Source organism: Lujinxingia vulgaris, from assembly GCF_007997005.1.
GTDB lineage: Bacteria > Myxococcota_A > Bradymonadia > Bradymonadales > Bradymonadaceae > Lujinxingia.
Window position 1 is genome coordinate 53,994 of the sequence record NZ_VOSL01000051.1, and the last position, 23,311, is coordinate 77,304.

The 23,311-nt window shown below is 64.9% G+C and carries 20 protein-coding genes; 15 read left to right on the top strand and 5 right to left on the bottom strand.

Annotated elements, in window-relative coordinates; genetic code table 11:
- Positions 1–5: 5 nt before the first annotated feature.
- Positions 6–1,181, top strand: coding sequence for a YsnF/AvaK domain-containing protein (locus tag FRC96_RS11455; RefSeq protein ID WP_146974629.1), 1,176 nt, complete (start codon positions 6–8; stop codon positions 1,179–1,181).
- Here FRC96_RS11455 and FRC96_RS22110 read toward each other — a convergent pair.
- Together FRC96_RS22110 and FRC96_RS11465 are read right to left on the bottom strand one after the other, a co-directional pair.
- Positions 1,121–1,492, bottom strand: coding sequence for a hypothetical protein (locus FRC96_RS22110; protein WP_230470166.1), 372 nt, complete (start codon positions 1,490–1,492; stop codon positions 1,121–1,123). The two genes, FRC96_RS11455 and FRC96_RS22110, sit on opposite strands and share 61 nt — an antisense overlap.
- A gap of 83 nt (positions 1,493–1,575) precedes the next feature.
- Positions 1,576–2,055 (bottom strand): DUF2231 domain-containing protein, encoded by a 480-nt coding sequence (locus tag FRC96_RS11465; protein WP_146974630.1) that lies wholly within the window; start codon positions 2,053–2,055, stop codon positions 1,576–1,578.
- 116 nt (positions 2,056–2,171) lie between these two features.
- Between FRC96_RS11465 and FRC96_RS11470 the strand changes: the two genes are divergently transcribed.
- Together FRC96_RS11470 and FRC96_RS11475 are read left to right on the top strand one after the other, a co-directional pair.
- Positions 2,172–2,810, top strand: a complete 639-nt coding sequence (locus FRC96_RS11470; RefSeq protein ID WP_146974631.1) for a helix-turn-helix transcriptional regulator — start codon at positions 2,172–2,174, stop codon at positions 2,808–2,810.
- A gap of 353 nt (positions 2,811–3,163) precedes the next feature.
- Positions 3,164–4,126 (top strand): hypothetical protein, encoded by a 963-nt coding sequence (locus tag FRC96_RS11475; RefSeq protein WP_146974632.1) that lies wholly within the window; start codon positions 3,164–3,166, stop codon positions 4,124–4,126.
- 141 nt (positions 4,127–4,267) lie between these two features.
- Here the strand turns inward: FRC96_RS11475 and FRC96_RS11480 are convergent, their stop codons facing one another.
- Positions 4,268–5,515, bottom strand: a complete 1,248-nt coding sequence (locus FRC96_RS11480; RefSeq protein WP_146974633.1) for a DUF3089 domain-containing protein — start codon at positions 5,513–5,515, stop codon at positions 4,268–4,270.
- A 730-nt stretch (positions 5,516–6,245) separates the two neighbouring features.
- On the opposite strand from FRC96_RS11480, the gene FRC96_RS11485 reads away from it, so the two are divergent.
- The 8 genes from FRC96_RS11485 (at position 6,246) to FRC96_RS11520 (ending at position 14,146) form a co-directional block, all read left to right on the top strand.
- A complete protein-coding gene (locus FRC96_RS11485) occupies positions 6,246–6,977 on the top strand; it encodes a YARHG domain-containing protein (protein ID WP_230470167.1) in 732 nt (243 codons plus the stop codon).
- Between the two features lie 297 nt (positions 6,978–7,274).
- On the top strand, positions 7,275–8,639 hold the full coding sequence (locus FRC96_RS11490) for a hypothetical protein (protein ID WP_146974635.1): 1,365 nt from the start codon (positions 7,275–7,277) through the stop codon (positions 8,637–8,639).
- Positions 8,640–8,654: 15 nt separating this feature from the next.
- Positions 8,655–8,963 (top strand): hypothetical protein, encoded by a 309-nt coding sequence (locus FRC96_RS11495; RefSeq protein ID WP_146974636.1) that lies wholly within the window; start codon positions 8,655–8,657, stop codon positions 8,961–8,963.
- A 284-nt stretch (positions 8,964–9,247) separates the two neighbouring features.
- Complete coding sequence (locus FRC96_RS11500; RefSeq protein ID WP_146974637.1) at positions 9,248–10,903, top strand: hypothetical protein; 1,656 nt, start codon at positions 9,248–9,250, stop codon at positions 10,901–10,903.
- Between the two features lie 108 nt (positions 10,904–11,011).
- Positions 11,012–12,046 carry a hypothetical protein gene (locus tag FRC96_RS11505; protein WP_146974638.1) on the top strand — a complete coding sequence of 345 codons (1,035 nt, stop codon included), beginning with the start codon at positions 11,012–11,014 and terminating at the stop codon, positions 12,044–12,046.
- Between the two features lie 36 nt (positions 12,047–12,082).
- Complete coding sequence (locus FRC96_RS11510) at positions 12,083–12,529, top strand: hypothetical protein (RefSeq protein ID WP_146974639.1); 447 nt, start codon at positions 12,083–12,085, stop codon at positions 12,527–12,529.
- Between the two features lie 125 nt (positions 12,530–12,654).
- Positions 12,655–13,692: a pilus assembly protein N-terminal domain-containing protein gene (locus FRC96_RS11515; protein WP_146974640.1), complete on the top strand. Its 1,038-nt coding sequence runs from the start codon at positions 12,655–12,657 to the stop codon at positions 13,690–13,692.
- A gap of 124 nt (positions 13,693–13,816) precedes the next feature.
- Positions 13,817–14,146, top strand: a complete 330-nt coding sequence (locus tag FRC96_RS11520) for a hypothetical protein (protein WP_146974641.1) — start codon at positions 13,817–13,819, stop codon at positions 14,144–14,146.
- A gap of 29 nt (positions 14,147–14,175) precedes the next feature.
- Here FRC96_RS11520 and FRC96_RS11525 read toward each other — a convergent pair whose 3' ends face one another.
- Entirely contained in the window at positions 14,176–14,649 is a 474-nt protein-coding gene (locus FRC96_RS11525; RefSeq protein ID WP_146974642.1) for a hypothetical protein, read from the bottom strand.
- A 624-nt stretch (positions 14,650–15,273) separates the two neighbouring features.
- Between FRC96_RS11525 and FRC96_RS11530 the strand changes: the two genes are divergently transcribed.
- Together FRC96_RS11530 and FRC96_RS11535 are read left to right on the top strand one after the other, a co-directional pair.
- The gene (locus FRC96_RS11530; RefSeq protein WP_146974643.1) at positions 15,274–16,092 is read left to right on the top strand and encodes a class I SAM-dependent methyltransferase; all 819 of its coding nucleotides are present in this window, start codon (positions 15,274–15,276) and stop codon (positions 16,090–16,092) included.
- A gap of 387 nt (positions 16,093–16,479) precedes the next feature.
- A complete protein-coding gene (locus FRC96_RS11535; RefSeq protein WP_146974644.1) occupies positions 16,480–18,345 on the top strand; it encodes a hypothetical protein in 1,866 nt (621 codons plus the stop codon).
- Here FRC96_RS11535 and FRC96_RS11540 read toward each other — a convergent pair.
- Positions 18,311–18,607, bottom strand: a complete 297-nt coding sequence (locus tag FRC96_RS11540; protein ID WP_146974645.1) for a hypothetical protein — start codon at positions 18,605–18,607, stop codon at positions 18,311–18,313. The two genes, FRC96_RS11535 and FRC96_RS11540, sit on opposite strands and share 35 nt — an antisense overlap.
- Positions 18,608–19,199: 592 nt before the next feature.
- Here FRC96_RS11540 and FRC96_RS11545 point away from each other — a divergent pair.
- Positions 19,200–22,262, top strand: a complete 3,063-nt coding sequence (locus FRC96_RS11545) for a hypothetical protein (RefSeq protein WP_146974646.1) — start codon at positions 19,200–19,202, stop codon at positions 22,260–22,262.
- 11 nt (positions 22,263–22,273) lie between these two features.
- Positions 22,274–23,026, top strand: a complete 753-nt coding sequence (locus FRC96_RS11550; protein ID WP_146974647.1) for an esterase/lipase family protein — start codon at positions 22,274–22,276, stop codon at positions 23,024–23,026.
- Positions 23,027–23,311 lie beyond the last annotated feature (285 nt).

Below are 23,311 nucleotides of genomic sequence, written 5' to 3' on the forward strand. Positions count from 1 at the left end.
TAGGTATGAGCATGTCCGTCATCGCATTGTACGAAAACGTCGATCAGGCCAAGAGCACGGTCAAAGAGCTCAAAGACGCCAACATCAACCGCTCGAACATCGACTTCATCAAAAACGCTCACGAGGATCATCAGGGCTTCTTTAAGGGGCTCTTTAGCGACACCGACAGCGACCAGGCCGAGGCCAAAAAGTCGCTTAAAAAACTACAAAAAATCGGCATCCAGCCTCGGGAGGCCGAGCGCTACGCGGCCGGGGTTCGCGACGGCTGCTCGCTGATCATCGTTCACTCCGACGACCGGGCCAAGATCGAGCGCGCGCGCCAGATCATGGACCGCTACGCCCTCTCCAACGTCGGGGATCGTTACGGCTCCGAGCCACGCTCCACGCTGAAAGGAAGCCAGGCCGGGGCCGGCTCGACGGCCTCCTCATCGACGAGCTCAGCGTCGACGGACACTGGCAAGGTCGGCGCCGGCGCGGCCACGGGCTCGGAGGTGGGCCTCACCGACGCCGGCCCCTCCGGCGGCGCCAGCAAAAAGCTGCAGGCGGCCGAGGAGGAGCTCAAGGTCGGCAAACGCGAGGTGGAGACCGGCGGGGTGCGCGCCTTCACCCGCGTCACCGAAACCCCGGTCGAAGAGACCGTCAACCTGCGCGAGGAGAAGGTCGACGTGCAGCGCCATAAGGTCGACCGCCCCGTCAGCGAGGGCGATCACATCTTTGAGGAGGAGAGCGTCGCCTTCACCGAACGCCATGAAGAGGCGGTCGTCAGCAAAGAGACCCACGTCACCGAAGAGGTCGTGATCAACCAGGAGGTCGAGGAGCACCCCGAGACGATCCGCGAGACCCTGCGCAGCCAGGAGATCGACATCGAGACGCTGAGCGAGGGCGGCAATACCGGGCGTTTCTCGCAGTTTAAGGGCGACTTTGACCGCCACTACGCCGCGAACTACGCCGGCTCCGGTCACAGCAAAGAAGAGTATGAGCTGGGCTACCGCTACGGCATGGCGCTGGCCGAGCACGGCAACCACCGCAACCGCAAGTGGGACGACGTGGAGCCCCACGCCCGCAAAGGCTGGGAGACGCGCAACCAGGGCACCTGGAACGACTTTCGCGACGCGATCCGCTACGGCTGGGATCGCATCCGCGGCAAGGAGGAGGGAAGCCGACCGAGCTCGGGGATGTGAGGCGGGGGTGAGAGATTGAGCTGAGTATTTGAGTTTGCGTTGCCGGGGCGTCTGGCGCCCTTCCGTTGGGAGGGGGCGTCGGGCGTTTTTTTGGTTTGAGGGAGTTGGGGTGGAGGTTGGAGGTCGGGGTGGTACTCAATCTCGGACTCGGGCTCGATCTCGGGCTCGATCTCGGGCTCGATCTCGGGCTCGATCTCGATCTCGGGCTCGATCTCGGGCTCGATCTCGGGCTCGATCTCGATCTCGGGCTCGATCTCGGGCTCGATCTCGATCTCGTGCCGTTCTTGACCGGGTGCCAGGCGTCCGAACATCCACGATCGGGTGCCAGTCGTCCGAACATCCACGATCGGGTGCCAGGCCTTCGATCACATCGCCCCTGCGGACGACCTCGTACTTATTCGTCCTGAGCACTACCGCCGGCGCGATGCGCTTCAGCCGCGCCGTGTTCATACACCAGGTCGCCACCAGCGTCGCCAACCCGATATCCCAGCCCGGCCACCACCACCGTGCCCGCAAGTGCAGCCACGCCGAGCCCTTTTGCGAGCGACTCCTTCCTGACCACGCTCGGTCCGACCATGAGCACCAGCACGATCACCACCGCCCAGAAGAACTGGTCGGCGGCCTCCTCATGCGCCTCGATGGCCTCGTGCGGCACCACCCGCTCGGCGATCTCCTCATCGACCTCGCCAGTCTGCAGCGCCGCAAAGCTGCTCACGCCCAGCACCAGCTGAAAGAGCAGCGCGATGATGAAGGCGCGGCGCGGCAACCATTCTCGCCACCACGCCAGCAAGAGCCCCCCGGTCAGAAGGGGCGTCAAGACGGCCAGGGCCATCGGAATATGAACGACTTTGGGATGAAGTAGGACGAGCTCCATCGGGATCCTCCGCAGCTTCGGGTGAACGTAACCTCTCGACCGGCACCGGTCGGGACTTAGTGTGGCCACGATGGCGACACCGCCCGACACGCTCCATCCTACAGACGTGATACACCATGAATATCAACACCTTAGCGCACCCACACACCACAGATGACGGATACGATCGTAGTCGCCTCCTCCTCTACCTCACCCTCTTTCTGCTCGTCTTCACCCTGGCCGGCCTCGATCTCCTCGCCGATATCTCCCGTGGGGCGGGCCTCGTACACCTGGGCCTGGAAGGCCTGCTTGTGCTGGGAGCGCTGGGGGGAAGCCTCAGCATGATGGGCGAGCTGCGGAAGACCACCGCGCGCGTGCATGCGTTGCAAAGCAACGCCGACGCCCTGCGCGTGACGCTTCTAGCGCGCGTGCGCGAGACGCACGCGCTCCACCGGGAGCTCTCAGAGACGCGCGAAGAGGCGCGGCAATGGCAACACGAAGCCCGCGAGCTCCTGCGCGGCCTGAGCGCGGCCATCGATCATCAATTTGATCGCTGGGAGTTGACCGAGGCCGAAAAAGAGGTCGCCCTGCTCTTGCTCAAAGGTTTTGCTCACAAAGAGATCGCCGCGTTGCGCCAGACCAGCGATGCCACCACCCGCCAGCAGGCCCGCGCCGTCTACAAAAAGGCCGATCTTTCGGGCCGCAATGAGCTCGCGGCGTTCTTTCTCGAAGATCTGCTGCTGCCCCCCGACCCTGTAGAGAAGGCGGCTTCCTGAGTCCGATCGGGTGCCAGGCATTCGATCGTTTCGCGCTCGGGTGCCAGGCCTTCGATCTATTCTCGTTCGGGTGCTATCGATCGGGTGCCAGGCGTCCGAACATCGGCGATCGGGTGCCAGGCCTTCGATCTTTTCTCGAAATGGTTTGCCCCGGGGTCGCACATTGTCCTTTATTTATGTGGTTTTTAGATGATTGCGGCTGTCGCTTAGCCCAAGCGCAACGCATGGTTCTCTGGAGGTTGAACACGCCGAAGAGCGTCACCGCTCCTTCCCACCTCCGACCCACCTGAATATCGCTCGCCATGCGTCGTCTATGCTCCCCCATCGCCAACCCGTGTCGCTATGGAGCTACAATGCGTCTTCAATCCCTGTTCACTTGCCAGATGCATCCCCTGCTGCTCGTTGCAGCGCTCACCTTCTCAAGCGCCGCCTGCTCGACCGCGACCGATGTTGTGGATGATTCGCCAGCTGGCGAGCCCGAACATGCCGCGCCGTCGCCCGACGAAATCGGAGCAGACGCCTCGTCAAACCCTTCGTCGATCTGCAACGCGGACGCCTCGCTCCCCTGCGACCCGGTGCTCTGGATGGCCTGCCACCCGCGCCAGGAGATCGCTTCGCGCTACTGCGAGAGCTGCGCTGGTGAGCCGACCTGCCCCACCGAAGACGCCCGGCTGGAGTCGCAGCTCACCTCCCGGGAGCGTCTGGCGGGCTTTGCCTGCGAGGAGTACGGCTATGCCATCAACGCGATTCTGGCGTTGCACGGCCACCCCCTGGAAGACGCCTCCTGGCAGGGTTACCTGGCCGCCCAAGCCTGGCAGGCGCAGCGATCCCCGGCACCTCTGCCGCCGGCGGCACAGGCCAACCTGCGCGAGCTTCGCGCCGAGCTTGAAACGTGCCAGAACGCCGAGCCCACCACTGCTGACGATCGCGCCATTGTCGCGCAGTGGTTCAGGACCTTTGAAAACACCGGCGTCCCACCGAGCTCTGCGCTCTACGATGTTGACTTCGCGCCCACCTCGGCCGACACCTTCGCGTCGATCGCCGACCAGTTTTTGAGCGAGGGCAATATTGAATTCACGCGCCGCACCCCCGTGAAGACGCAGGCCGAGGGCGGCACGCTCACCCTCCGCCCGCCCGACGATGGGAGCGCCGCGCCCGAGGCGCTGCCTTACGCGCGCAGAATCACGGTGAGCCCGCACCTCAGCGCGAAGATGTCGTGCGCCGAACCCGAGCGATGTGAGGGCTACGCCAGGCTCACCCTCTATCTCGCCGCCAATGGCGAGCTGCTGGCGCAGGGGATTACGGCGAGCGAGTGAGGCCGTAAGTCAGACCTTCCCCGACACTTACTAAAACGCTCCGCCCCGGGGTCGGACATCGCCCCCTGTTGGGAGGGGCGTCGGGCGTTTTATGGTAGGTGTCGGGGCAAGGGGGGCCGTGACATCCTTACCTGAACATCGTCACTCCGCCCCTCCTACCCGGGGCTCGACAACCTCTTCGGACGCCATCGTCTCCTCGCTCTTCTCAAGCTCCGACACCGAGGCTCGCTGGCTCAACCACGCCTGCGTCCGCGCCGCCGCGTTGGCGCGAATATCCATATAAAAGAGCTCGATATCCCCCAGATGGTAATTTCCCGAGGTCGTCTCCGGCAGCTCGTCGTAGCCCAAGTCCTCAAGGTCCGGCACAAAGAGCACGCCGCCCTGGCAACGGGCCGAGAGGAGGGCGGGTTGCGGCGTTTTTAGCCCGGTCACGTTCATCCCCAGGGGCCCCCGGGAGCGCAGCACACCGATGAACGAGGTGGACTCCCCCTCGTTGTTGAGCTGCACCGCGCCGAGGTGCGCGGCGCGCTCGGAGGGCTGCTCGTCCATGCGCCAGCTCACCGGGTTGGTGCACTGGCGCGGCGCGTCCACAGGGATGCGCGCGAGCGCGTCGCCTTGCCAGTGCAGCAGGTCTTGCGCGCCGTCGCCCGCATGATCCTCGCGGTAGGTATCCCAGGAGAGCACGCAGCCGGTCTGCTCGGGGCTGCGGCAGGGCTCAAGATGCTCGTAAGCACTCTCATAGCGCGAGAGCGGCAGCGCGAAGCCCGGGATGTAGGCTGCGATCAGACGCTCGCGCAGCTCCGGGTCGGCGTCGATGGTCTCCAGCAGGCGCATCGCGTGCATGCTCCCCTGGCTGTGGCCCGCCACGATGAAGGGGCGCCCCTGATTATGCTCCTCAATGAACACCTCGAAGGCGCGCGCGATATCCGCATAGGCGACGCTGAAGCTGGGTTGGGCCTCTGCGGGCTCATTGAAGTAGGCGCCGATCGTCGTCTGTCGGTAGCGGGGCACGAAGACCCGGCAGCACGCATTAAAGACGCTGGCCTGCCCGGCGAGGATCAGCTCGTTGAGCATCTCATGGGATTTGGCGGAGTCCAGCGGGTCGTTCCAGCGCTTCCGGTCAAACCAGACGGTCGGGTAGATGAAGAAGACATCCGCCGGCGCCTCAGCCGCGCGCTCGGGCGCACCGGGTGGCAAGAGGTTGGCGTTGGTGTCCTGCCCCGGGAGCGCCACCCAGGCGTCGGCCTCGGCGTAGTCGGGCGCGTCGGCCAGCGCGTCGGTGTCGTAGGGCTCGGTCGGCTTGAGAAAAAAGGCCGGAGAGCAGGCCGCGCTCAAGGTGGCGAGGGCGGTGGCGATGACGAGCAGATGGGCGCTGCGTGGTGTTCGCATCAGGAGCTCCGAGAGGTTGATCGTGCCGGCAGAAATGAGCGGCGCGCCCTGCCCGATGCGGAGCACGCGTGAACGTCGCGAAATCGACCCTCGTCCTCGGGTTGCCGCGAGGCAAGAGGGCATCGTGTCGCAGTCCAGCTCCCTGAACCCGCGGCGAACCACCGTTTATTGAAACAAGGCGCGTTGTGACGCGGCGTCCGCGCTGCGGCGCTCCTGGCGAGCCCCTGTCTGGCACGGATGCTGCGCGTCATTCATGCTCGCGTTGGAACGCAATGCGACCCGATCATGTCAGGGTGCCAGGCGTCCGAACATCGGCGATCGGGTGCCAGGCGTCCGAACATCGCGACAACGAACCTGAATATCCTCCGGGATACGCCGTCTACGCCTCCCCACAAAGCGAACCTCTCACCGAGCGCGAGAGCCCCAGGGATGGCGCAGCGGTGAAAATGCGACGACCTCATCAGGAGCTTCGATGCGCCCCACCACCTCATTACGAAAACGACCGATCCGGGCACTGGTTACTCTTTTCGCCACCCCATGGGTGCTCTCGGCCAGCGCCTGCTCGGGCGCTTCAGCGCAACCCGATGGCAAGCCCGCGCGCGGTGCAACCTCCGAGGCATCCCCCGACGCGCCGGCTTCCACGTCGCAACAACATGCCATACAGCCCTCGGACGCTCATGAGGGCGTCTGCGCCTCCGACGCCGATCTCCCCTGCGATCCCGTGCTGTGGATGGCCTGCCACCCCCGCCAGGCGATCGCCTCGCGCTACTGCGAGACCTGCGCTGGCGAGCCGGCCTGCCCCACCGAAGACGCCACGCTTGAGGCGCGCCTGACCTCACAGCCGGACATCGCGGGCTTTGCCTGCGAAGAGTACGGCTACGCCATCAACGCGATTCTGGCGCTACACGGCCAGTCCCTCGACGACGCCTCCTGGCAGGGTTACCTCGCCGCCCAGCCCTGGTATACGCCGCGATCCCCGACGCCTCTTCGGCCGGCGTCCACGGCGAATCTCAGCGAGCTTCGCGCCGCCCTCAAAGCCTGCCACCGCACCAACCCCACCACCCCGGACGACCGCGCTCAGGTGGCCGACTGGTTTAAGACCTTCGAGAGCACCGGTGTGCCCCCGGCGTCCCCCATCTACAGCTTCGACGGCGCGCCCACCTCGGCCGACACCTTCACAGCGATCATCGACCAGCTCACCAGCGAGGGCGGATTTGCGTTCACGCGGCGCACGCCCCTGCGCGCGCATGGCGAAGGAGGCACGCTCACCCTCCGCCCCTCGGAGCGTGCCAGCGCGGCCCCCGAAGGCATCCCTTACGCCCGCATGCTCGACGTGCGCCCGCACCTGAGCGCGATGATGTCGTGCGCCGAACCCGAACGCTGCGAGGGCTACGCGCGCCTCACGCTCTACCTCGACGCCGATGGCGAGCTGCTGGCCCAGGACATCACCGCCGCCGAATGATCGGCGTTCATGCGGGGCGCTCCGACACGAGTCGAGGTCGAAGACCGGCCTGTCTTCATGCGATGACTCCCGCATCGGGCGCCCCTGCGCCCTCCTTCCGCTCTCAGGGCAGCGAACGCTTGAAACGCCCTGGCGAGCAGCACGATTGACACACACGCCGCGCCTCCATCATCCTCTCGTTGCAACTTTATACAACTTGCCCCATCCCCGGCCCGCCATCTTTTTCTGCGTCGGGTCGCGCAGCCGCGTCAGAGGGTCGCTGCTACGTCGTATGTTGGGGCCACGATGGAGAACGTGATGAGCCTGCCCCCCTTACGCACCTCCCTGCGCCTGCTCGGCCTGGCGCTGGCCATGAGCGCCACCTCCCTGCTCGCCGCACCCGCATTCGCCCAGGCGCCCACCACGCTGATGCAGCAGGGCCGCCTGCTCTCGGATGATGGCGAGCCGATGATCGGCCTGATCGACATGCAGTTCACCATCTACAGCGCCGAAAGCGGCGGTGAGGTGCTCTGGCAAGATCAGGTTGAAGTGCAGCTCGACGCCTCGGGCTTCTACTCGGTGGCGCTCGGCGACCAGGGCAGCCCGCTGGACGCCTCGATCTTCGCCGGTGGCGAGGCCTACGTGGCGATCGCCATCGACGGCGGCGAGGAGCTGAGCCCGCGCTTTAAGCTGCACTCGGTGCCTTACGCGCTCAACAGCGCGGTGGCCGCGCGCGCCGCGGTGGCCGACCAGGTGGCCGCCGGCGCGGTCACCCGTGAGTCTCTCTCCGAAGACGTCTTTGACCAGACCGCCGCCGCGGTGAGCTGCGCGCCGGGCCAGGTGGCCGTGGCGTCGAGCTCAGGCTGGGAGTGCGGCGACTTGAGCGGCGGCCTGACCATGTCGCAGGTGCGCGACGCCCTGGGCCAGACGCTGGGTGATTTGAGCTGCAGCCCCTCACAGACGATCCTCTTTGATGGCAGCGCCTGGACCTGCGCCGACCCGGTCAGCTACCAGGCCGGCGCGCACCTGGCGCTCAACGGCACCACCTTCAGCGTGGACACCTCCGAGCTCGACGCGGCCTCGCTCGGCGGCACCGACGCCTCGGGTTATCTGACCGCATCGGAAGTCGACTCGACCTACTTGAGCCAGGCCGACGCCGCCAGCGACTACCTGGCTCTCTCCGGCGGCACCATGTCGGGCGACCTGGTGGTCCGGGACTTTGAAGTCGTCAAAGAGACCGACAACAGCGTGAGCACCGGCTTTGTCGAGCGCACCACCACACGCATGGTCATCCGCAACAAACGCCGCCGCGAGACCGTGGCCATCCCCCGCGATCGCCTCCACGAGATCTGCAGCGACGGGTGCACCTACCGCATCGCCGGGCGCTTCTGGAACAGCCAGGACCAGGTCGAGCACCTCTCGGCCGGCCCCTTCCACTTCTCCTACGACGAGCCCTCGGGCCGCTGGCGCGACAGCCGCAACGCCTGGAACATCGCCGGCAACGGCAGCAACTCCCACGTCTACAACCGCAGCGACTGCTGCTACTTCACCGAGCAAGAATACATCGCCGGCTCGGGCCAGGGCGACTCCTCGCGTGACATGTATTTGCTCAACAACGCCGCCTCCAGCTGCCCGAACAACGCCAACTCGGCGCTGGAGTGCATCCTGATTTTCGAAAACTGATCGCGGGAGATGACGATGACGTACGTTAAGTTCGCTCGCATCCCAATGATGCTGCTCGCCATGCTGCTGCTGGTCGGCTGCAACGTCGACGACAGCTCCTCGGAGATCGAAGACCCGGTGGAGACCGACGCCGGTGAGGACACGGCCGAAGTCCCCGAGGTCCTGCCCACCGAGGCGTCGCAGTGGTGCGCCGCAGGCGGCGTGGCCACCGGTGATGGCTACCGTCTGATCCACTGTACCGCCCCTGCCAACCTCGCCGGAAACGTCGCCACCGGCTCGGGCGTGCGCCTGGAGGTGGGCGCCTCGCAGGTGATTCTGCGCTGATCGTTCGGGCTACAATGTATGTGTGAGAAAGCCCGTCACCTGGGTGCAGGTGGCGGGCTTTTTTATTAAGTTCCCCCCATCGCCCTCACGAACCTCCCCACACCGCGAACCGCCGGCGCCCCACACCCCCAACCCGCGAACCCCAACCGCCCATTACGAACCTCCCCACATCGCGAACCGCCGGCGCCCCACAACCACCCAACCACACAACCACCCAACCACAAACCGCGAACCCCAACCGCCCATTACGAACCTCCCCACACCGGCGAACCCCGAGACGAACTATGGACCCCATTCTGCAAAACATCGTCGACAACCACTGGCAATTCTTCATCACAAACTGCTCCGCAAACTACCCCCTCTCCACCGAGTTTATCCGGGAGTTTCACGGTGAGTTCGACTGGGGGGCGCTCTCGGTCAATCGAAAGGTCGACTGGTCGCTGGCGTTTTTTAAAGACTACCTGCACCGCTGGGACAAGGTCGGCATCCAGCGAAACCCCTCCGTCCCCTGGGATCGCCACTGGGTCAAAGCCTACGGCCGCCGCGCCGACTGGTTTTATCTGAGTCAGAACCCGGTCTTTACCAACGACGCGCTCATCGAGACCTTTAAAGATGAGATCAACTGGCATTGGTTGTTGGAAACAAAGGCCCTCAGCGAGGCCCAGAAAGAGAGGTGGGCGGCCTACATCCCCGAGAGCTACGACCCCACGACCATCGAGGTCGATAAGACCACCTTTGATTATATCTTCAGCGAGCATGGGGATGGCCCCGCCGATCGGAGCCGCCCCATCGCGAGCCTCTCGCCAGAGGAGGCCCTGACGTGGAAGTCGCCCCTGTTCTGGGGGCGCCTCGACGAGACCTACCCCGCCTACACCGAAGACTGGATCGAGGTCCTTCTCAACCATGGAGAAGCGGGCTCGGCGCGCTTCTACGACGAGATCTTGAGCCCCCGACTCGGCAGCGATTTTGAAGCGATCTTCCGCGAGCGCATGGCCTCCCAGCGGCGCTACTATCGCATTGAGGGCGCCAACCACGACGACTTTGGTCTGATCCCCGACTTTGAGATCCCCTCCACCAAAGACGCCAATTCGCCCGTCGCCGGAGAGCTGGGTCGCTACAAAGAAGGGCCCGCGCGTTATGTGGACCTTCCCCGCGTCAGCGGTTTTGAGAACCGCCTGGTCTTTGCCGCGGATCTCGTGTTTTTGCTGGAGGCACATCACCTCCCGCCCCACACCTGGATTCCCCTGAAGATGAAGGGCGACACCTCCAGCGCCGGCTTTCTCATACTGCGCTTTGACGGGGAGGGGACGCCCGGTGATCCGCTCGTCTTGGAGGAGAGCTACGACCTCTTCGCCCACCTCACCCAACGCGAACTTTTGCCGGGCCTGACCACCTCGGAAACTCAGTTTCTGGCGAGCCTTCGCCTGATCGAGGCGCTGGAAAAGGCGCAGATTACGGGCCTCTCCTACGAGTCAGCGGCGCACCTCAAGATCCAGGGGCCCGAACAACCGCCGGTCGCCGACTATGAGCTGCAGCGCGCTCAGAACGCCGATCCCCGCGACCCCGACTACGCCTACTTTGAGCAGAAGATGGAGCGCCTCAAAGGTCAAAAGAACCTTCTACCGGCCTCGCATACGCCCACCGACGACGCCTGGGGCCGCGCCGAGGTGCGCCTTCAGGCCGAGTTTCCCGCCTCGTTTAAAAAGCGCCATAAGGCCGGCGCCAACGTGACCTGGGACTACGATTATCTGGCCGTCGACGATTTTTACCATCTGGAGACCTACGAGCTGAACCACCCGGAGTCCTACCGCGCGGTCGTCGTGGCCGAGAACGGCCTCGGCGATGGGGTGGTTCTGCTCTTGCAAAAACGCTCCAACTATAAGCTCAAGTCGACGTTGTATGAGGCGAACCACGAGGCGGGAATCATCGAGAAGCTCTAGATCTCGACACGCGGACCTTTCGCGTGGCTCACGTCGCGCGCCTCGAAATCCCTCCCCGAAGCGCGTACCTTTGGAGCCCCCTAACGAGCTTTGGCCGCGAGCGCTCTTATGACCTCCCATCCGCCTCCCTTCCTCGCGTACCTTATCGGCGCCCTCGTGCTCGCGAGCGGCATCGCCTGCCAGCCCGCAAACTCCGCCCCCGTGGATCGGGCGCAGGCTCCCTTTCTCGCCGAACGCTTTCAGCCGGAGCCCACCGAGGACGTGGAGCGTTGGCAGTGGCCCTCCGAGCGCGCATTTCAAGAGACCTTCGCGCAGGAAGGAAAGACCACCCGGCTTGTCATCGGGACCATCGTCTACCGGCACTACGTCGGTGAGGGTGCCGAGCGCCAACTCGCGGACGAAGTCACGCGCCATGGCTTTATGCTCGCCATCGCCGAATCCGGCTCCACGGCGCATCTCCTGAACCTGACTGACACCGAGATGGGCTATGGGTTTCAGGCCTTTTTAGAGGACGGTGGCGACTACCGCGTGCTCTCGGGCTTCGGTGCGGCGAGCTCCGGGGAGCTCCGTTATGAAAACTCAGAACGCGTGATTGGGGTTCGGCCGACCTACATCAGCCCTCCCGGCCCCGTGCATGCCCGCTACTGGGAGGATCACGTCTACACCCGCACGCTGCTCGCCACGCATTCCCAACCGGTCTACCACCCCGTCGACGAGGACGCCGAGGACGCGTCTTTCTTTGACCACAGCCCGGCGCGCCTCTACCACGCTCAACGCGTCGCCATCGAAGCGGGCATGGGAAGCGCGCATCCCGAAGCGGTGGCCCGCGCGCTCGCCGCCATCGAAGAACTTATGGAGATTCGACCGCCCTCCCACTCCAGCATCTGGAGAGAGGCCATCGACTTTGCCCACCACCACGACGATGACCTCCTCGCCAGGCGTCTCTACCCCTATTACCAACCCGTCGGCTCGTGCTCCGAAGATGGAACCCCGGCCTATATCGCCCAAAACTACAGCGAGACCTGTGCGCGCATCGGTGATTTGAGCTGCGTCCTCAACCTTCAACTCCAGCTCGTTCAACGTGATTTCTGGAGCCTGGCCGACTCAAGCGACGCCGAACAACGCTACCGTCACGACACATAGGTTCTGAAACGCACCCCCATCGATGTTGATCGCTTCTTGCGCGGCGCCGTCCTGCAATTTCGGGCAGACCGCACCCTTCTCGACACCGCAACCCCCTGGGGCATCGGCCGCGCGCTCGCCCTCGACGCCGAGTACGACTTCGACGCCTGGTTCGCCATGGTCGAAGATCCCGCGCTCGACGAGCTCAACCGCCTGCTCGCGACCAAAGTCATCTACGCCGCCGCCGTCAGCGATCATCGCGCCGATAAGGGCCGGCTCCTGCGACGGCTCCGTCACGCCAACCTCCCCCGGAGCGCTCAGATCTGGGTGGTTCAGATGGAGCGAGAGCGGCGCTTTTATACCTATGTCTACCAGGGGGCACAGCGCGTGTTGGAGGTCGCCTGGAAGGTGCCGGGCGTCGTCTATCTCGGAGGGGTGCTGTTCGTTGCGTTCGCGATCGCAGGATGGCGCAGGCGCTCGGCCCTGGTGCGGGCTGATCGCTGACGAACGCGTGGTGTGGCCGACGTTTTCAGGCCGACCGCATCGTGACAAAACGGGATGACATCGATCCCGGGGCGACCACAACGCCACGCTGCACCTCCCCACAGGCCCCAACTCCGAGTTCCGCGATGCCCCTCTCCTCCTCCTCAGGCCGTGCCCTGCTCCTCCTGATGCTCGCTGCCCCCGTGCTGAGCGCCTGTGGCGAGTCCGAGACTACCTCCTCAGAGCGCCGTGGCACGCTGAGCGCTCGCTGGGAGCACCCCGGCGGCAACGGCCCTGACACCGCGCTGGCTGTCGGCAACGAAGCCACTCTGCGCGTCTCCGACCCCTCCCACGGACCTCTTAACATCATCGTTCCCCTGGACATCACCAGCGTTCGCGTCGGTGACGACGCCCTCCTGGAGGTGGTCGCGGTTGACGGCAACGCCATCACCTTGCGCGCGCTGAGCCCCGGCTCCACCACCCTTCACGTTGACGGGTACGGCCACGGCAACCCTCTGCAGAGCGACGTGTTTCCAATACACACCGCCGAGGTCGATCGCACCGAATTTACTCCCGAGTGCGGCACCGAGCTGGCCTACCTGACCTCCACCACCTACGACGCCACGCTGAGCGTCCTCGACGCCGAAGGCCGACGCCTCCACGGCAGCGACCTCACCCCGCTGACCCTCACAGGCGACCATGGCCAGGCCGAGCTCCTCGACTACGCCGACATCCCCCCGCGCCCTGAGCCTATGTTCCCCATCCTCACCACTGGCGAAGATTTTGGCCGCTACGTCTTCACGCCCTCGCCGGCCGGCGAGGTGGTGGAGCTTGATGTGATCGCCCCCGATGCCGTCGACGGCCTCACGCCGGGCGTGCATCCGATGGCGGGTGCCGAGCCGGAAGCCCTGCGGCTCACCCCGCAGCTTCGCTACGCCGGCAAGCGCATCTGCGGCGACGCCGACCTCGAGGCCACCTACCTGGCCCGCGCCCTGACCCCGGAACATTGCCGCTTTGTCGAACGCGGTGAACGACTCGCCGAGGTCAACGCACCCTACCCACAGACCGCGACCCTCGAAGTCCAGAACCCACAAGAATGCACCATCGAGGTGGAGGTCTCTGTGGCGTCGGGCTCCGAGCCGGCGGTGGTGGTCCGTCGGAGCTGGGAGGTGGGTGCGCTCTGAGAGGCTGCTATGCCACTCTGCGTCGTGGGGCGCCTCTGTACCCGATACACAGAGCGCCCATGCGCTTCTAAAAACTCTGTTAAGAACCTCGCTTACTTCCCCTCACTGACGACACGAGAATTCTATGAATCGCTGCGCTTTTGTTTGGATGACGGTGCTCTTGGTCCTCACCTGCCTGCCCGGCTGCGCGCCCACTTCATTTATGGGCTCTGCATACGTGGAAGGCGGCGCGGCGGCCTGTGAAAACAAATGCAGCCTCCAGGGCCTGGAGTTCGCCGGAATGGTCTACCTCGGCGAGTACACCGATGGCTGCATCTGCGCGAGACCCGGCTATGAAGCGCAGGCCCGAGAGGCCGCCGGCAGCGTCGCAAGCGGCGCTGTGGGCGTGATCATGCAGATGCGCCGCGCTCAAGAACAAAACCAGCAGGCGGCCCAGCGCGCTGTGCTTTTTTGACCGTCCGGGAGACGGACATCCCCCTTTATTTATGCGACGGGCTCACGAGCAACGATCCCCAACTTTGCTCGCCAGCGTTCCGATGTCATCGCGTAGGGGGCCAGCAGTGTTTGCAAGCGCTTGCTCGGAGCGCTTGTCGAATACGCGTTATGCTCAACCCACGACTTGGTCGTCGTCCAGCCCATCTCATCGCCGATCCTGACCGCCTCCTCAAAGGTCGTGGCGTAGACCAGGGTCTCGTCTTCGCAGCGCACGTTCCAGACGTGCACGATGAGCAGGTCCGCGAATTTTTGGTACTTGCGGTCGATCCCAAAGCGACGTTCAGAGCTGGCCTTCATCTGGATGGGGCGAGCCTGGAAGTCGGGGCCATCTTCGCTGAGGTCGCTGTAAACGAGCAGGTCGATGCCCCGGTCGCGAAGGGGCTGTGCCACCTCCAGCCCGGCGCGCAGGAGTTGGTCAACGAGGATGTTGCGACCGATGATTTCTACACATTGACGATCCATATTTGCTCCAATGTCTCAGTTTGACGAATGACCGTCCGAGAGACGGACATCGGCCTGTGTTTATGCGGGTGATGTCCGTCCCTGGGACAGACATACATGGTCGGGAAAGCGCGCGGGGGGATTTATAAGGGGTCTCCCTACGAGAAGGGGCAGAGAGTCGGGCCTGGTCCGACCGGGAGAGGGACATCGGCACCATCATAACAGCGCAACTCCAACCTATATCTGCCTCCTCATGTCTTCGGATTCCCCCCGGGACTTCTCGGGGGCTTGTTCATGAAGGGTGAGAGTGACAGGCTTTGGCTGAGGCCAAAAGGAGACTAATTCATGTATTTCGATCAAATACACGAATAGATACGGGTGACGGGCGCTCAAGGGAGACGGACATTTTTCGTCGTTCAAGTGACCCACAAGGGGTCCCCCTGCGGTGACTCGCCGCGAAAGGCATGACCGACCTGGGGACGGACGACAAGCCGTACGACTGGATCGCACACACAAACCTCCCCACATCGCGAACCACCGCGCCCCACAACCACCCAACCACCTCACAACCAGACTAACCACAAGTACGGATCCTCGACCGAGATACGGACATCCTCCCATGACCCAAAACCCGCCGACCCGACGATGCGCGGAAAAGACTTCATCCAAACGTTTCACTCCCGGCACCCCGGCGCCACGACAGTCGCCTTCGGCGACGCCCGAGACGCCCGGGGCCGCTCCTCCTACGACCTGCTTGCTGCGTTGGCCGACGATGTGCCGCGTGGCGGCGAGGTCCTCGATGTGGCGTGCGGGGATGGCTACCTCCTCCAGAAGATTCGGGAGCGCCGAGGTGCCGAAGACGTGAGCCTCGTCGGCGTCGATCTCAATGAGGCGGAGCTGGCCGTGGCCCGGGAGCGCAACGTGCACGAAGCGGCTTTCATGCGTGCCGACGCCACCGACCTGCCCTTCTTCGAGCCGCGTTTCGACCTCGTGCTCTGCCATATGGCGTTCATGCTTTTCGACGATCCTGACGCGGTGGCGACGCAGATTTTCAATGTCCTGAAACCCGGCGGCACCTTCGCGCTGGTCCTTGGCGACGGAAGCTCTCCCGACGGCGCCCGTCGACGCTTTATCGACCTCGTCAAAGTCGCCGTCGCCCGTTTTGGCGGCGCCTGCCCCGGCCTGGGCACACGCCAGAGCCGCAACATCGAAGAGCTGAGCGCGCTTTTGGAGCGCGCCGGCTTCGAAACGCAGCACCTCGCCCCCCTTCCTGTCGCCATCGAGGGAAGCCCCCGGGAGGTCTTCACGACCCTGAGGCTCATGTACAATTTTGAAGCCTTAACCGACGAGGGTCGGGCCTACGTTGAGCACGCCTATTTCGAACCCCCCGCAGACCCGGAAGAGCTCGAGGGCTACCGAGTGTCGCTGATTCACGGCGTGTTCGAGAAGCCCCCGGGGGGCTGACGCGGGTCCGGGGTTTGATGAGGGCTCGGGCTCGATCTCGGGCTCGATCTCGGGCTCGATCTCGGGCTCGATCTCGTGAACCCGCCAACGCCCTCACGAATCGACCGACATCGCGAACCCCGGCGCCCCGCAACCACCCAACCACCCAACCACCTAACCACAAAACGCGGCCCCCTAAAAACCGACCGAGGGTCAGACATCCCCCTTTATCTCTAAGGAAATCCCGCATCGCGATGAACGCGAAGACCCCCTATGCTTACACCTTCTCAGGCAAGATTGAGCCACCACGGCACAATGACATGTTGATCGATTTCAAGGATGCCCTCGATGGGATGTCGACCTTTATTCACTCCGTTCACTCCATTTGCCGCGTCGATGAGCGTCGTGGTGTTGCTTCTCACTCAAAGTCTGGGGTGTCGGTCGTCATCGCCAGATAGGCCAGCTTCCGAGGCCTCGCTCGCTGAGAGCGCCCCCTCCACGACGAGCGCGCCCTCCCCTGGCGAGCCGCAACCCGGGAGCTCCGAGCGTTGCGATGAGCCGATGCTGATCTCGGTGGCGGAGGAGATGTTTTTGCAGGCCGGGGGGAGCGACCCGGCCGCCGAGGCGCTGCGCCAATCCTGCGCGGGGGAGCACGGGGTGCAGGGCTGCTCCTGCGCCGCGTTACAAGGCTACCTGACGACCTCCACCCTCGTGCGGACTCAACTCGCCAGATGCTGCGCAAGCTCGGAGCTGTGCGCGCGCGACGGCCTCTGTCAGCCGGCAAATCCCGCTGGCGAGCGCTGGCTGGAGGAGTTGCAGATGGCCGTGAAGGTCACCCGCTCGCTCGGGCAGCTGGAGCTGGTCTGCGAGAGTCCGGCCTTATGTGAGGCTGCGGCGTCGGGCTGCGCGCAGACTGTGGGTTGCACGCACAGCGGCCGCTGCGGCGTCGACGACGAGGGGCAATGCGCGGCGACCCGGGTGGAGCATTGCCGGGAGAGCGGGGGCTGCATCGAGAGCGGGCGCTGCTCGCTTAGCCCCTCAGGTACCGGCTGCGTCATCGCCTCCGAGGAAGACTGCGCGCAGAGTGAGCGCTGCCTGGTCGATGGGCAATGCGCCTACAGCGACGCGTTTGGGTGCGAGGCCGCCACCGAAGAGCATTGTCTGAACTCGGCGGGATGCCGGGAGCAGGGGCGCTGCTCGCTGAGCGCCGCCCCCGAAGACCTGGCGAGCGATAAGCGGGGACGAATCTGCTTCTCAGCGAGCAACCTCGCGCTCAAGCAGGCCCGTCTCGCGTTATCCGACGCGCTCGCCAGGGCCTCCCTGGCTCCTCTGCGCGAGGGTCTGGCGCGTGTCAAAACCGGGCAGGCCGAGCTTGAAGCCTTTCTCACATTCTCTCCTCGCCAGGTAGACCCCGATCTGCCCTCGACCGAGCGCCGCAGGTACATCGTCGCGATCGTCATAGAACCAGACCACGAGACGACCTATGTGGTCCCCTGCGAGGAGTATCTGGCGCTGCAACGCGAGCTCGTTCCCCCCACCCGGTGGCGCCAAGAGGGGTTTGTACTTGAGGCCCAGGCACAGCGCCTGAGCGCCGGGGATCAGGTCCTGATCGACCGCTCCGCGGAGTACTGCAGCGGCGAGTCGTCATCCGAGTGGCGCACCACCTCGCTGGAGTCGTGGGTCGGTCCCGTTGTCACCCTGCGTGAGTACTCGGAGTTCACCGACAACGAGTACGAGCTGGCTCAGATCTCGTGGCGAACCCTCGACCTGCACCACGGAGAGCCGGCCTCCCTGACCCGACTCGTCGAGGAAGCCTCGCTCGTCGAAGCCTTCAAAGACGACGTCTGGGTCAGCGACCGGATCGCCTCCTTTTTGCAGATCGCCGAGCGCCGCCTCGCCGAGGGCCACATCAGCCGCTCCGAGCTCGACGAAGCGCGTAAGTGGGTTGCCGACTTTGAAGCCGAAGCGTCCCTGGTCGAACTTCTCACCCTTTTTAACGAAAGACTCCGCGGCAGCGAGTTTATCGCGCTCAACCCACAGCAGGTTCCTTACGGCTTCGCCTACTTTGATCCAGCGCGCGGGCAGGTCGCCCTGCGCCTGGCCATCGCGCGCCTGGCCGGACCGGGGCTGACCGACTTCATCACCCTGGGCCTCATGGTCGACATACGCCCGGAGTACCGAGATGCCTTCCAACGCGCCGACGACGAGGGCTGGCTTATCGGTGGTGAGCAGACCCCGCTTAAGCTCGACCTGCATGAACGTGAGCTTGAGTAACCGCAGCCTCGCTCTCGGAGAAGGTCACCTCCGTGCCATCTTCGCAGCTCATCGTGTAGGTCCCGTCCTGGTTGTCGACCACCGAGCAGGAGGAGCCGTCTTCACCATCGGCGCCGTCTTCGCCGTCCGTACCGTCCTGGCCATCGCCAACGGTCGCCTCCGAGCCGTCGTCACAGCGCAGGGTGTAGGTGCCATCCTCGTTGTCGAACACCGAACAGGACGAGCCGTCTTCACCATCGGCGCCGTCCGCGCCACAGCGCACCTTCAACCGCCGCACGCCACGGCGAGTCGGTCAGCGTGTGCGTTCAATGTAAATGACCGACGTCGGAGCGAACGACGCACCAGTTTTAAAATGAAAGTGTGGCGTCGAAGCGCATGAGGGCTGGGGGATCGGGGATTGCGATGGCGGGCGATTCGTGTGGGTGGTGGGGGGGCGCGCTGTGGTTGGGTGGTTGGGTGGTTGGGTGGTTGGGTGGTTGCGGAGCGCCACGCTTCGCGACGCTGGTCGATTCGTGAGCATGGTCAGGGGTTCTCGCACAATAAAAAACCCGAGCGCATCCAGCGCCTTCGATAGCAAGGAGGCTGGGATGAAGCTGTAGCAGCGCTACCACAAATCCCAGACGACGCAGCTAGCGGAGCGCTGGGGCGCTCGGCACTTCGTGTGCCCCCCAACCCGAGCGCATCCAGGGCGGCGCTGGCAAGGAGCAAGGAGGAAGCTGTGGCAGCGCCACCGCGACGACGCAGCGACACAGCCAGCGTCGTCCCGGGGCGGTCGGCGCCGAACATTTGGCGCTCCGCCCCCATCTCCCCTATAAGAACCCCGTCGTCCACCATGACCTGTCTGGGGTTTTTTGATGTCTATATGCCGTATCACCGCCTCCCTCCTCGCCATACTTCTGATCGCCTCGTGCAGTAGCTCCAAACCTGCCGAAGCGCCCGACCCGGCCGAGGCCGAATCCGAGGTGGCCGAGCCCTCGCAGGCGGAGCGTCGCCCCGACCCGGGGCCGCGTTTTCCGCACGAGACCGGCCGGCGAAAAGCCGAGCTTCGGAAGCCCTATGTCGTGGTGACCACCGAGGTCTTTGTCGATGGCGAGCACACCTATCTGAGCGCGACCCTGCCCGAGACCTTTGGCGAGTTCGATGCGACGACCAGCGCTCAGTTGAAGCAATGGGGCCATGTGCCCGGCAAGCGCTGCGATGTGAACTGGCTCGATATGGCTGGAGAACGCCACGGGCGCGCGGTGCTGGCGTGTGAGCCGGCGCGGGTGGTGGTGCGTCTGGTGGGTGATGAGGTGCCCGGCGAGTCGATTCAGGTCGATCTTTTCTTCCAGGAGATGGGGGGCTCGATGGCGGAGGTCGTCGACGTGCAGCAGCCGGTGGTGATTCAGCCCGCTGAGACCAGCACAGCATCGCCGGAGATCGCCCAGACCTTTCAGGAGAGCCTCAGCAAACATTTTGAAAGATACCGTCTGAGCCCGGGTGGCGATCCGACCTTTTTTGATTTTGCGCGCCATCGCCTCGATGCGCTCGCGCAGCAGAACGCCGCTGAAAGCGGGCCGATGGCCATCCCGCAGCGCACCACGCGTCAGCATATTCTTCGTGAGACGATGGGCACCTACACCGGGCTCTTGTCGGTGGAGGAGACCCTGCAGATCGACCGCGCCTTCTTCTCGCGCGCCGCGCCCGCCAGCGCGCGCACGGTTGACCTGGAGACGATCGAAGGCGTGGGGCTGGCGGAGCATCCCTGGGACGCGATGATCGCGGAGCTTGGCCAGGAGCCGGCCATCGAGCCCCTGGCGGCCTTTGTGCCCGACGATTTTGCGTATGTTCATTTCCACGACCTGCGCTCCTTTGTGCGCCTGGCCCGGGAGCTCGACACCTGGATCGCGCCCATCGCGCAGGCGCTGGAGAACAAGGCGGGAAGCCGGCATCTGATGCAGCGTTACGAGACGATGCTGGGCATTGAGCGCAGCGGTCTCTCGGAGCATTTTGGGCATCTGGCGACGAAGGGCGTCGCGGTGGCGACCAGCGATCCTTTTCTGCGCGAGGGCGGCGACGTCTCGCTCCTCTTCCATGTGCGCGATCGCGATCTTTTGAACCAGGCGCTGGATCGTTACGAGGCGGCCATTCGCGAAAACCACCCGACGCTGAGTGAGAGCGTGATCGAGGTCGGCGATCACAGCGTGCGTCTGCTCTCCACGCCCGACGGAGCGGTGCGCCAGCACCGGGTGGAGCTCGGCGAGGTGATGGTTCTCTCAACGTCGATGGCCGCGTTGCAGCGCTTTATCGATCTGCACGAGGGCCGGACCCGGCCCCTCTCGGAGCGCGGCGATTTCCGCTATCTGCGCGCGATGTACCCCTTCGATAAAGAGGCCGAAGACGGCTTTGTGTTCATCGGCGACAGCTTTGTGCATCACACCGTCAGCCCGCGCGTGCGCATCCTGATGGCGCGCCGCATGCAGGCCCGCGCCGACCTCGCTGCGGTGAACAACGCCGCGCTGCTCTTTGGCTGGCTGGAGGGCCGCGCGCCGGCCGACGCCGCCGAGCTCGTCGCGAGCGGCCTTCTGCGCCAGACGGAGCTCTCCCACGCCGATGGCCAGGCCATCGCCTATGCCCCCGATACGGGCGCCTCCTCGGCCTGGGGCAACCTCGCCATGATGACGCCGCTGATCGAGCTGGAGATCGACCGGGTGACCCCCGACGAGCAGCAGGCTTACGAGGCCTTTCGTCAGGGGTATCTGACGAACTGGCAGACGCTTATCGACCCCATCGCCGCGCGCCTGCGCTTTGATGAGGAGGCGCAGCGCATCGAGGTGGACGCGCGCATGTTGCCGCTGGTCAACAACAGCGAGTACGAGCGCCTGGCGGACCTCGTGGGCCAGCGCGCCGTCAGCGCCCCCGGCCTCGATGGCGCTCTGCAATGGACGCTGGCCGTGGGTGATGATGCGTCGCTTCGTCGCGACCTTAACCGCGCCGCCCGGCAGATGAGCGGCAACAAGGATCTGGGGCTGGACTGGTTGGGCGACTGGGTGATGGTCGGCGCCTACGATCGCAGCGGGATCTGGGATCTGGCGGAGGTCCGCCGACTCTTTGTTTCCGGCTCCACATACCAATTTGACCCCGGCCGGTTCTCAAACGAAGAGGTCATGGCGCTGGCGCCCACCCTCCCCCTCTACCTCGGCGCGCACGTCGCCAACCCCGCGGTACTCGCCGGTACGCTCAGCGCGCTGCGCGGCTTTGTGGAGTCCACAGCCCCGGGGCTCTTGCGCTGGGAGCAGGCCGAGCCCTACCGGGAGACGCCCATCACCACGATCCGCGCCGCCGAGGGTGCGGGACAGATCGGCCTCAACGACCTGCAGCTGCATTACACCGTGGCCGGCGGCGTGTTCCTGATGAGCCTCAACATGCCCACCCTCGAAGCGCTCATCGACGCGGGGCTCGACGGGCACTTCTCCACGGCCACCCCTCAGGCCGACGACGCGCTCCTGATGCAGACGATGATCACCTACGACCCGGCGCCAGGCACAAGCTGGCTGGAGCGCACCGTGCTCGGCATGTTGGAGACGCGCGCCATCCAGAGCTACGGGGCCGCCCAACGCTCCTGGATGGCGCTCTCCCAGGGCCTGGGAGCCCTTCCCGAAGGTGACGCGGAGCGCCGCGACCTGGCGATGCGCTACCTGGGCTACGAGCCTCAAGATCTGCACGGTGGTGACTACAGCATCGACGCGCACGGCCGCGTCACGCACACGATCTATGGCGAGGGCCACGACCACGTCATCCCGCCGCTTCCCGTGACGCCCTCCTCGGTGACACAAGCGGTGCAGGCTCTGGAATCGCTCAAGATGCACCTGGGCTTTGAGGGCGAGGGCGACCATCACGGGTTGCACTCGGTGGTGAGTTGGGAGCGGGGAGAGTGAAGGAGCCCGAGATGGCAGACCCTATCGCTAAAATCCCGCCAGCGTGGCCGAAAAGCACCGCCCCACACCGACGTGCCCTGTGGGTGCTTATGGCCGCGGCCTTCAGCATCGCGATCGCCACGGCCTGGCCCCACTCCGCGGAAGGCTCCGAGCCGGCGGAGCGCACCGAGCTCGTGGTGCTCGTGCACGGACTCGGTCGCACCGAGCTCTCCATGATCCCCTTACGCCTCATGCTGGAGGACGCCGGCTACGAGGTCTTGAACTGGGGCTATTCGAGCTTCTGCTGCCGCCTGGAGACCATCGGCCAGGAGCTCGCCAGCGAACTCGAGGCCATCGAGAGCCCGCGGCCGGCCCGGATCCATTTCATCGGCCATAGCTTTGGCAACATCATCATCCGCTGGATGCTCGCCAACGCCCCGCCGACCGAACCCGGCCGCGTCGTCATGCTCGCCCCACCCAACCAGGGCTCCACCACAGCAGACCGCTGGGCGCCCTACTTCGGCTGGCTGCTCGCCCCCCTCGACGATCTGGTCACCGACCCCACCGGCGCGGCCGCCTCCCTCCCGCCCATCACCGAGCGCGAGGTCGGCATCGTCGCCGGCGAATACGACGGCAAGGTCAGCATCGAGGAGACGCGCCTCAAAGGCGCCGAGGACCATACCGTCGTGCCCGCAACCCACACCTTCATCATGAACGATGGGGAGACGCGCGAGCAGATCTTGCGCTTTCTGGAGGTGGGGGCGTTTGAGGATGTGGCGGAGTAGAGCGCTGCGGTGTCCCGACCGGTCGGGCTGACTGAGGGTCGGAGGTTAGGGCGAGTTGATGCGGGGTCGGGGTCAGGGTCGAACTGGTACTCGTAGCTCGTACTCGAGCTGGTACTCGTACTCGAGCTGGTACTCGTACTCGTACTCGTAGCTCGTACTCGTACTGAGGTTCCTTCAATTTCCCGGACACATCGAAGAGAATGGTTTTAGTAACCACAACGAGGTGTTCCGATGAGCAGACAATATCCCAAGGACTTCAAGACCGAGGCCGTCCGCCTATCCAAT